A 10,277-nucleotide genomic window follows, 5' to 3' on the forward strand; every position below is an offset into this window, starting at 1 on the left:
AGGCATCGAAGACGCTATTGGCAAGAAAGAGCAAAAGCTTAAAGACGAAGAGCTGATGGAAGCCTTCAAAGCCCTGCAAGAGCGTGCTGAACAGCGCACCGCTAAACTGGCCGAAGAATCGGCAGCAGCAGGCAAGAAATTCCTCGAAGAAAACAAAAAGCGTGACGGCGTAACCACTACCGCTTCCGGCCTGCAGTATGAAGTCGTGAAGAAAGCGGATGGTCCTCAGCCTAAAGCTTCCGACGTGGTGACTGTTCACTACGAAGGCAAACTGACTGACGGCAAAGTGTTCGACAGCTCGGTTGAACGTGGTAGCCCGATCGACCTGCCAGTAAGCGGCGTTATCCCTGGTTGGGTTGAAGCCCTGCAACTGATGCACGTTGGCGAGAAGATCAAGCTCTACATCCCGAGCGAACTGGCCTACGGCGCGCAGAGCCCGAGCCCGGCGATTCCTGCCAACTCGGTACTGGTTTTTGACCTGGAACTGCTGGGTATCAAAGATCCATCGGCTGCTGCCGCTCCGGAAGCTGAACCAGCCAAGTAATTTCGCTGGTTTCACCGCAACGCCCCGTCTCGACGGGGCGTTGTCGTTTCTGCGCTACGCTCGGCCTGCGCCACAAAACATACGAACCACGGGTTGACTACCGGGTCTCAAATAAACATGGGTGTTACGGTTATGCACATTTCGCGAACTGCTCGCATTGGCATCAGGTGACACTTTCGTACCAACTCATATTTTTTACTAACTACATGATTTTGTTTGTTTTTTTAGGCTGATTAAAAAATGCCCGATCTGTGCCAAAGCCCCGTGGCTCGGGCATTTGCCTACACAGTTGTCATCTTGTTCACAAGGTTATCCACAGCTTCGGTGGATAACCCAGCGAGCCCAGCAAGCATGCGGGCTGAGGAGCAATACCTGTGAAAACTCCCTGGAATTTCGCGCGTTACCTACCCATTGCTCAACGCTTTATTGCTCGCGGCAGATTGCCGGCATTGCTGCTGGCGGTGACGCGCAAAAGCGCATCCCAGGGCGGCCGTCTGGGTGCGCTGAAGTCCGAATTGAAAGTGTTACTGGCCTTGTGCACGGCCTGGTGGCGGGGTGAGTACTGCGGCATCAGCTCCCAGGCATTGCTTTCGGTGGTCGCGGCACTGCTGTATTTCGTGTCGCCGATTGATGCGATACCGGATGTTTTACTCGGGGTGGGTTTTATCGATGACATCGCCGTACTCGGTTGGCTGCTGCGCACCTGGAGCGGTGAGTTGGATGAGTTCCGTGCCTGGTTGGCGGCACGTACACCGGCCCAGCAGGAAGAACTACTGCGGTTGCCATCATCGGTGCCATCAGTGGACAGCGATTCCGCGCGCTAAAGCGCGGAAAAACTTGCCCTGCACATCACGCCCCATCGCGGTTTTGTACTGTTAAGATGCGGCCTTACAAGGAAAGTGCTGACACACTCAGTACTGCTTTTCCATGGGGTGGGCGCGGATGGATGTGCAGGTAATCATGCGTGATGGCGAAGCCGAATATGCGGTGCTGCCATGGGCGCAATATCAAGCGTTGTTGCAGGCGGCCGGTCATGCTCCGGCGCCGCTACAGGCGGCCAGCGAGCCCGTCGAAAAGGCCCCGGCAGCGCATAGCCTGACTGAGCTAACGGCCTTGCGCGAGGCCAAGGGCCTGGCCCTGGCAGACCTGGCACGCACGGTGGGCATCAGCCCGCATTACCTGGCCATGATCGAGAGCGGCGAGCGCCAGCCGGATTCGGCTATTCGCCGTGCACTGGCGTGGAATCTAGGCGTCAGCAGTTGGGAGGCCGATACGTGAGCGTAAGCATTAGTCGCCAGCATTGGCAGGCGCTTCTTGGCGAGCTGGCAGAGGCACGTCGACAGCGCCACCTGCTGACCTACCGCGCCCTGATTGAGCGCCTGGAATTACCCACCCCCGCCATGCAAACCCTGACCGCCGCGCTCGAGCATCTGGCTGCGTTGGATGCGCGTGCCGAGTATCCACTGCGCAGCTCCCTGGTGATCAGCCAAGGTGCCAGCCGTTTGCCCCGTACTGGCTTTTTCGACTGCGCCCTGCGCTTGGGTCGTTTTAGTGGCCCGAGTGATGGGGTGGCTGCCGCCTCCTGGCACGCTGCGGAAGTTGTGCGGGTGTTTGAGTACGACTACCCGGACGAAACCTAAGTGGTGTATTGGCGCATCAAAGCCCGCTTGGGCTACGCAGTTGCTCGCCGTTTGCTGCGCTGGCCAGCGCTGGTTAAACAACCGCGCGTCTGGGCCTGGATGGAAGGGCAGTTCGCGCGCATGGCGGCGTTGGACGACGTTGCCGCGCAAAGTTTCTACGGTCACCTCTTGGTCTTTCGCGGACGTGGTTTTGGCGCCCGTGAGGAAGGTATTCGCCTGTTGGGCAAAGCGGCGGCTGGCGGTGACGCCAAGTCCGCTTACCAACTGGGTGTGTTGGCCCTGGCGGGCGACACCCGTAATGTCCCGGATGGCAACGCTGCCGCACGTTGGTGGACGCAGGCTGCCGATGCTGGCCACCCATTGGCGGCACGACGCCTCGCACAGCTGTATGCCGAAGGCGAACATGGCCTGGTGGCCGATCCTCTACTCTCCGAGCGTTACGCCCAGCGCGCGAGCGAACTTGGGCTCTGAGCTAAACCTGGCGAGCGAAACCACAAGAGCTATGCCGTCAGCTTCTGCGTATCGATAATGTGCAGGCTGTAACCCGGCACGTTCTTGGCCTGACGCTTGGCCTCGGAAGCCAGCCCGGCCAGCTGCGCTGCATCCATCGTCGCGCAGCTTGAAGGGTGCAAATGCACCACCCCCAACGACAGCGACAACAGCGGAAACTCCTCGCGCTGGCCTTTACGGTTGTGGGAAATAAAGCAGCCCGCTTCCAAGTGCTCGCTGCTGTAGAAGCGCCGGCACTGGCTCTGAAAGTCTTCCAGCAAGTAGTTCAGCCGCGCACGCCAATCTTCCGAGCCAAGCACTAAGAGAAAATCATCGCCACCGATATGGCCGACAAAGTCGCGCGCCGGGTCCACTCGCTCGCTAAGACATTGCGCCAGGCACAACAGGATTTCGTCGCCCTTGGCGTAGCCATACAGGTCGTTGAAGGGCTTGAAGCTGTCGATATCCACATAGCAAATCACCGCCTCGCGCGCCTGCTGTAACAAGCGGGTTAGGCATTGCTGAATCGGCACATTGCCCGGCAACAGGGTGAGCGGATTGGCGTGCCGCGCTTGCTGGATTTTCAGTTCAGTAATCAGTTTGAGCACGTCGATCACCCGGCCCAATCCCTGGTAGCGGCCATGCAAGGTGATGATGAAGTCTTCTTCAATCCGTTGCCGGGCGCGACTGGTGAGCAGGCGGCTGACCTTTTGCAAACTCTGGCCCATATCCACCGCGAGAAAGTCGGTGCTCATCAAGCGGCTGATCGGCTTGCGCGCAAACAGGTCGGTGGCGAAGGGTTTTAGTAGGGCGTCCGATAGCGAGTGGCGGTGGACGATGCCCACCGGCTGCTGCTCGCCATTCAGCACTGCCAGCGAGTTCAGATTGGCTTGGGCGCGGAATGCCTCAAGCACGGCAGCGATGGGCATGGTTTCGGTCACCGCCGGTTGCTCGTTGAGCAGGGCACTCAAGTCGCTACCTTCTTCGCTCAGGCTGGGGGCGCTGGCTTCCAGTTTCGGCAGCAGGCTGCGGGCATCGCGCGGTGGGTGTTCTTGCGGGCGGCTAAGCAGGTAACCCTGCAGCAGGTCGACGCCCATTTCGGCCAACACCGTCAGCTCTTCGGCCAGTTCAATACCTTCGGCAATCACCTGGGCACGGGAGGCTTTGGCCATTTGCAGAATGGAGCCGACGAACTCGCGCTTCACGGCATCTTGGTGAATTCCATCGATAAAGTGCCGGTCGATTTTTACGTAGTCCGGGCGCAATTCCGACCACAGCCGCAAGCTCGAATAGCCGGCGCCCAGGTCATCGAGGGCGATGGAAAAGCCCATGGCGCGGTAGTGATGCAGGGCGGTGTACAGCAGCGAGAAGTCTTCGGTGGGCGATTGCTCGGTCAGCTCGATCACCACCTGGCTCGGTGGAATACCGTAGTTCTGTAACAGCTTGAGGGTGCGCCCCGGTTGGTGGGTCGGCTCCAGCAAGGAGTCGGGTGAGACGTTAAGGAATAACTTGCCTTCGAGCTTTTGTTCGCTGAAATGCCGGCACGCGCTTTTGCGGCAGGCCAATTCCAACTCACTTAAACGCCCGGCATGGCGGGCCACGCCAAACAGGTTGACCGGGGAGTGCAGAGGGCTATTCGAGGGCCCGCGCGTTAGCGCTTCGTAGCCCAGAATGCGCCGCTCCGAGAGCGACACAATGGGCTGAAACAGGCTATGCAGGTCGCCGTGAGCAAGGATCTGGTCCAGCGCGCTCAACTGCTCGGTGACGGTCATGGGTCGCTCTCGATGTCTGAAAAACAAAGGGGCTGATATCGCTATCAGCCCCTTATTTCACGACAGTTTAATGACCGCTTGATGACGCTCTGTCAGTGCTTGGCCACCGCCGAGTTCAAGCCCAGGTAGTCGAGCAGGATTTGCCCGGTTTCGGACAGGAAGGCGTCGTCCTCTGGCTTGATTTTGTCGTCTTCGGTGGGCAGTGCGTCTTCGTCTTCTTTCTTCAGCTCCTTTAGCGGTTCCTGGCCCTTGGCGGCACGGCGGGTGTTCTCCATGGCCAGTTGCTGGGTTTCGATGCTGGTGTGCTGCGCGCGGCGTTTGGTCTCGTTGAGGCTCACGGTGGTTTCGTGGCTCAGCTTTTGTGCCAGCTCCAAACGTTCACGGGTAAAGACAAAGTCGGCATCCTTGGCTACGCGCGCATCGTGACGGGCCTTGAGCTCAACCAGGAACGGTTTGAACGGATCACTCTCCGGCTTGATGGCTGGGCGAATGCTGTCCCATGGCATGGCTTCGGGCAGGGCGCTTTCACCGATTTCCTTGGTATCGACAATCGCCGGGTAGGCGATATCAGGCAGCACGCCTTGGTGTTGAGTGCTCTGTCCGGACACGCGGTAGAACTTGGCCAGGGTCAGTTTCAGCTCGCCATGGTTCAGCGGCTGAATGGTTTGCACCGTGCCTTTACCAAAGGTCTGGCCGCCGAGAATCAACGCGCGGTGGTAGTCCTGCATGGCACCGGCAAAAATCTCCGAAGCCGAGGCTGAAAGACGGTTCACCAGCAACGCCATCGGGCCGCTGTAGTAAGTGCCTGGGTTTTCATCGGCCAGTACATCGACACGGCCGTCGGCATTACGCACCAGTACGGTCGGACCTTGGTTGATAAACAGGCCAGTCAATTCAGTGGCTTCTTGCAGTGAGCCGCCGCCGTTGTTGCGCAGGTCGATGACCACGCCGTCGACTTTCTCTTTCTGCAGTTCAGCCAGCAGTTTCTTCACATCGCGCGTGGTGCTCTTGTAATCGGGGTCACCGGCGCGGAAGGCTTTGAAGTCGAGGTAGAACGCAGGAATTTCGATCACGCCGAGTTTGTAGTCACGGCCATCGTGCTTGAGCTTGAGTACGGATTTTTTCGCCGCTTGCTCTTCCAGCTTCACCGCTTCACGGGTGATGGACACAATTTTGCTGGTCTGGTCGTTCGGGCCGTTGGTGGCAGGCACCACTTCCAGGCGCACAACCGAGCCTTTCGGCCCACGGATCAGCTTGACCACTTCGTCCAGGCGCCAGCCGATCACATCGACCATTTCGCCATTGCCTTGGGCAACGCCAACGATTTTGTCGGACGGCGCCACTTGTTTGCTCTTGTCGGCAGGGCCGGCCGGCACCAAGCGCACGACCTTGACGGTGTCGTTATCGCTTTGCAGCACGGCACCAATACCTTCAAGCGACAGGCTCATATTGATGTCGAAGTTTTCTGCACTGTCAGGCGACAGGTAGTTGGTGTGCGGATCGTAAGACTGGGCGAAGGTGTTGATGTAGGCCTGGAAGATATCTTCGCTGCGGGTCTGCTCCAGACGCGACAGCTGATTCTTATAGCGCTTGGTCAACAACTCCTGAATTTTGGCAGGTTCTTTACCGGCAATTTTCAGACGCAGAACTTCATCTTTTACGCGTTTGCGCCACAGCTCATCGAGCTCGGCGGTGTCTTTGGCCCATGGCGCTTTTTCGCGGTCGACCATCAGGCTTTCATCAACGCTGAAGTCGATTTTGTCGATGCCTTTGTCAAGCATCGCCAGGGCGAAGTCGAGGCGCTGTTTCAGGCGGTCGAGGTGGCGCTTGTAAATGGTGAACCCAGGGTCAAGGTCACCACTCTTAAGAAAATCGTCGAACTGCGTGCGCCATTTATCGAACTCGGCAATGTCGCTGGCAGTGAAGTAGCTGCGCGAGGGGTCGAGCAACTTGAGGTAGCTCTCATAGATGATCACCGAGCGATCATCGTTGAGGGGCGGCTTGCTGTAGTGATGGCGCTTAAGCAGCTCCACCACATTCAGACTGGCGATGACTTGCTCGCGGTCTGGCTGCAGCTTGTCCCAACTGTTGTCAGGGCTGGTAGCGGCGGCGCAAGCGGTAAGGGGTAAGGCACTGAAACCGATCAAAAGGGCTAAGGCGGTGCTGGGAACGAAGCGCTGCATGCTGAGTCGACGCGAGGGTAGTTGATAACGCATATTAGGCCGTCTTTGAGAGCGCCGGTTCCATTGGGCACCGGCTGCATAATGCAAATAGCTCGATGGTTCGCACCGGGCTCAGTCCGAAGTCACTATGGAGGCACCGTGAAGGCATTGCAAGGCGTGGAAGGGCGCGCTGAATGGGCAGAACGACCAAGTCTCATCTGCGACGTTGGGCAGATCCGAATTCACGTGGCGGCCGCCGGCCTCAATCGCGCTGACCTGCTTCAGCGTGCAGGTTTGTATCCACCACCGCCAGGCGCTAGCGACACGCTGGGCCTGGAATGCGCTGGCGTGGTCAGCGAAGTCGGCCCCGGCAGTTCCTGGCAAGTGGGTGATCGCGTTTGTGCACTGCTGGCCGGTGGCGGCATGGCCGAGGAAGTGGTGGTTGATGGCCGTCATGCGCTGCCGGTTCCCGAAGGCCTGAGTCTGGTGGAAGCGGCGGTGATTCCCGAGGTATATGCCACCGCCTGGTTGAACCTGTTTCAACTGGCGCAGCTCAAGCCTGGCGAAAAAGTATTGCTGCATGCCGGCGCCAGTGGCGTGGGCTCAGCAGCTATTCAATTGTGTAAAGCCTTTGGCAACCCGGTGTGGGTAAGCGTGGGCTCGGCCGATCGCCTGGCTTACTGCGAAAACCTCGGTGCGCAAGGTGGCGTGCTGCGCGATAAAGATCTGGAAAGCCTGCGCGATTTTGCCCCGTTTGATGTGATCCTCGATCCCGTCGGCGGCAACTACGCCGCCCTTAACCAGCAGGTCATTGGCTTGGACGGACGCTGGATATCTATCGGCTTGATGGGCGGCACCAAGGCGGAGTTCAACCTTGCAGCGATGCTGGCCAAGCGCGTGCAGTTCCAAGGCTCCACGTTGCGTAGCCGTGACGACCAATTCAAAGCGGATTTGCTCGGCGATCTGGGCCAGCAGGTCTGGCCGCTGTTCACCGAGGGGCGGCTGAAACCGCAGCTGGAGCGTACGTTCGCCGCCAAAGACGTAGAGGCGGCGTTTGCGGCGTTAGCCAGCAATAAGGTGTCCGGCAAGGTTGCCTTGTTGTTGGATGAATCTTTAAGTTAATCAGCCGTTTGCATTAGGCTTTTATATGGCAGGGCGGTGACAACGATTTACTCAGCCAATCGTTGTCATGGCTTCAATCAATAGGGCTTTTCCTAAAGATCGGCCTACTATGCGTCCTGTAAATTCTTAACCCCAAACATTCTCAACCAGAAGGACTTAGCGAATGTCTCTGATCAACACCGAAGTCAAACCGTTCACCGCCAATGCTTTCCACAACGGTAAATTCATCGAAGTGACCGAGCAGTCCCTGAAAGGCAAGTGGTCGGTTCTGATTTTCATGCCGGCAGCATTCACCTTTAACTGCCCAACCGAAATCGAAGACGCCGCTAACAACTACGCCGCTTTCCAGAAAGCCGGCGCTGAAGTTTACATCGTGACCACCGACACCCATTTCTCCCACAAGGTATGGCACGAAACTTCGCCAGCCGTTGGCAAGGCTCAGTTCCCGCTGGTAGGTGACCCGACTCACCAACTGACCAACAACTTCGGCGTGCACATTCCGGAAGAAGGCCTGGCCCTGCGCGGCACCTTCGTGATCAACCCGGAAGGCGTGATCAAGACTGTAGAAATCCACTCCAACGAAATCGCTCGTGACGTTTCCGAAACCCTGCGCAAGCTGACCGCTGCTCAGTACACCGCTGCCCACCCGGGCGAAGTGTGCCCAGCCAAGTGGAAAGAAGGTTCGGCCACTCTGGCTCCTTCGTTGGACCTGGTTGGCAAGATCTAAAAACGCCTGAGGGTCGCCTAGGCCCTCATCCGTTTTTTGCAGAACGCTGCGGGGCAACACCTGCTCCGTCAGCCCGAATGCCTGGGCGCGATCCGCTCGGGCATTTTTTTCCCTGAAATTCGTAAAAAGGAAGGTACCGCATCATGTTGGACGCCACTCTGAAGACCCAATTGAAGGCTTACCTCGAAAAGGTTGTACAGCCATTCGAGATCGTCGCGTCCCTTGATGACAGCGATGCTTCCCGTGAGCTCAGCGGCTTGCTGCACGATATCGTCAGCCTGACCGACAAAATTTCCCTGCGTGAAGATGGCAGCGATGCGCGCAAGCCGTCCTTCGCGCTAAACCGCCCTGGCGCCAATATCAGCCTGCGTTTTGCCGGTATTCCCATGGGCCACGAATTCACCTCCTTGGTGTTGGCGCTGCTGCAGGTGGGTGGCCACCCCTCCAAGGTTGCTGCCGACGTAATCCAACAGATCAAAGACCTGCCGGGTGAATTCAACTTTGAAACCTACTTCTCGCTGTCCTGCCAGAACTGCCCGGATGTAGTGCAGGCACTGAACCTGATGGCCGTGCTGAACCCGAACATTCGCCACGTCGCCATCGATGGTGCGCTGTTCCAGGATGAAGTCGAGCAGCGCCAGGTTATGGCCGTGCCGAGCATCTACCTCAACGGCGAACTGTTTGGCCAAGGCCGTATGGAAGTCGAGCAAATTCTCGCCAAGATCGACACCGGCACCGCTGCCCGTGATGCGGAAAAACTCAACGGCAAAGAAGCCTTCGACGTGCTAGTTGTCGGCGGTGGCCCAGCAGGTGCTGCGGCGGCTATTTACGCTGCGCGTAAAGGCATTCGCACCGGCGTGGCGGCTGAGCGTTTTGGCGGCCAGGTGCTGGACACGATGGCCATCGAAAACTTTATTTCGGTACAGGAAACCGAAGGGCCGAAGCTGGCCCGTGCCCTTGAAGAGCACGTTAAACAGTACGAAGTCGACATCATGAACTTGCAGCGCGCCACCGCGCTGGTGCCGGCGAAAAACCCGGGCGAGCTGCACGAAATCAAGTTTGAAAGCGGCGCCTCGCTGAAAGCCAAAACCGTGATCCTTTCCACCGGTGCCCGCTGGCGCGAAATGAACGTGCCCGGCGAGCAGGAATACCGTAACCGTGGCGTGGCCTACTGCCCGCACTGCGACGGCCCGCTGTTCAAAGGCAAGCGCGTGGCGGTGATTGGGGGTGGTAACTCCGGCGTGGAAGCGGCTATCGACCTAGCCGGTATCGTCAGCGCCGTAACCCTGATCGAATTCGACAGCCAACTGCGTGCCGATGCCGTGCTGCAACGCAAATTGCACAGCCTGCCGAACGTCACTGTGATCACCAGCGCGCTGACCAGCGAAGTAAAAGGCGATGGCCAGAAAGTGACCGGCCTGGTGTACAAAGACCGCAACTCCGGCGAGTTCAACAACATCGACCTGGAAGGCATCTTTGTACAAATCGGCCTGTTGCCAAACAGCGAATGGCTCAAGGGCACCATCGAGCTGTCCAACCGTGGCGAGATTATTGTTGATGCACGCGGCGAGACTTCGCTACCGGGTATCTTCGCCGCGGGCGACGTAACGACTGTGCCGTACAAGCAGATCGTGATTGCGGTAGGCGAGGGTGCTAAAGCCTCCCTGAGTGCTTTTGATCACCTGATCCGTACCACCTGATTGCTTCGGCGGTAAAGCAAAAGGGCAGCCTTCGGGCTGCCCTTTTTTGTCGATCAATTTTTATCGGAAGACGCCGTAGGGTGTGCTGCGCGCACCAGACGATTTGTGCGTGCGCTCCGTG

At 58.3% G+C, this 10,277-nt stretch carries 10 protein-coding genes; 8 read left to right on the forward strand and 2 right to left on the reverse strand.

Annotated features, from left to right (window positions below):
• From AAAB16_RS14910 to AAAB16_RS14930, 5 genes are all read left to right on the forward strand, one after another.
• The coding region (locus AAAB16_RS14910) for an FKBP-type peptidyl-prolyl cis-trans isomerase (protein ID WP_340664021.1) at positions 1 to 544 on the forward strand (544 nt) is incomplete at its 5' end.
• A 374-nt stretch (positions 545 to 918) separates the two neighbouring features.
• The gene (locus AAAB16_RS14915; protein WP_340664022.1) at positions 919 to 1,368 is read left to right on the forward strand and encodes a YkvA family protein; all 450 of its coding nucleotides are present in this window, start codon (positions 919 to 921) and stop codon (positions 1,366 to 1,368) included.
• A 118-nt stretch (positions 1,369 to 1,486) separates the two neighbouring features.
• Positions 1,487 to 1,822, forward strand: coding sequence for a helix-turn-helix transcriptional regulator (locus AAAB16_RS14920; RefSeq protein ID WP_340664023.1), 336 nt, complete (start codon positions 1,487 to 1,489; stop codon positions 1,820 to 1,822).
• A complete protein-coding gene (locus tag AAAB16_RS14925; RefSeq protein ID WP_340664024.1) occupies positions 1,819 to 2,184 on the forward strand; it encodes a hypothetical protein in 366 nt (121 codons plus the stop codon). Before AAAB16_RS14920 ends, AAAB16_RS14925 begins: the two co-directional genes overlap by 4 nt.
• A 3-nt stretch (positions 2,185 to 2,187) precedes the next feature.
• Complete coding sequence (locus AAAB16_RS14930) at positions 2,188 to 2,655, forward strand: sel1 repeat family protein (RefSeq protein ID WP_340664029.1); 468 nt, start codon at positions 2,188 to 2,190, stop codon at positions 2,653 to 2,655.
• 29 nt (positions 2,656 to 2,684) lie between these two features.
• Here AAAB16_RS14930 and AAAB16_RS14935 read toward each other — a convergent pair whose 3' ends face one another.
• Both AAAB16_RS14935 and AAAB16_RS14940 read right to left on the reverse strand, forming a co-directional pair.
• Positions 2,685 to 4,445: a bifunctional diguanylate cyclase/phosphodiesterase gene (locus AAAB16_RS14935; RefSeq protein WP_340664025.1), complete on the reverse strand. Its 1,761-nt coding sequence runs from the start codon at positions 4,443 to 4,445 to the stop codon at positions 2,685 to 2,687.
• A 92-nt stretch (positions 4,446 to 4,537) separates the two neighbouring features.
• Positions 4,538 to 6,628, reverse strand: coding sequence for a carboxy terminal-processing peptidase (locus AAAB16_RS14940; RefSeq protein WP_340664026.1), 2,091 nt, complete (start codon positions 6,626 to 6,628; stop codon positions 4,538 to 4,540).
• 138 nt (positions 6,629 to 6,766) lie between these two features.
• Between AAAB16_RS14940 and AAAB16_RS14945 the strand changes: the two genes are divergently transcribed.
• From AAAB16_RS14945 to ahpF, 3 genes are all read left to right on the forward strand, one after another.
• Positions 6,767 to 7,729, forward strand: coding sequence for an NAD(P)H-quinone oxidoreductase (locus AAAB16_RS14945; protein ID WP_340664027.1), 963 nt, complete (start codon positions 6,767 to 6,769; stop codon positions 7,727 to 7,729).
• A gap of 163 nt (positions 7,730 to 7,892) precedes the next feature.
• Positions 7,893 to 8,456 (forward strand): alkyl hydroperoxide reductase subunit C, encoded by a 564-nt coding sequence (gene ahpC / locus AAAB16_RS14950; RefSeq protein WP_110616274.1) that lies wholly within the window; start codon positions 7,893 to 7,895, stop codon positions 8,454 to 8,456.
• Between the two features lie 143 nt (positions 8,457 to 8,599).
• The gene (gene ahpF, locus AAAB16_RS14955) at positions 8,600 to 10,156 is read left to right on the forward strand and encodes an alkyl hydroperoxide reductase subunit F (protein WP_340664028.1); all 1,557 of its coding nucleotides are present in this window, start codon (positions 8,600 to 8,602) and stop codon (positions 10,154 to 10,156) included.
• Positions 10,157 to 10,277 lie beyond the last annotated feature (121 nt).

This window comes from Pseudomonas sp. (genome assembly GCF_037994325.1).
In the GTDB taxonomy this organism is placed as follows: domain Bacteria; phylum Pseudomonadota; class Gammaproteobacteria; order Pseudomonadales; family Pseudomonadaceae; genus Aquipseudomonas.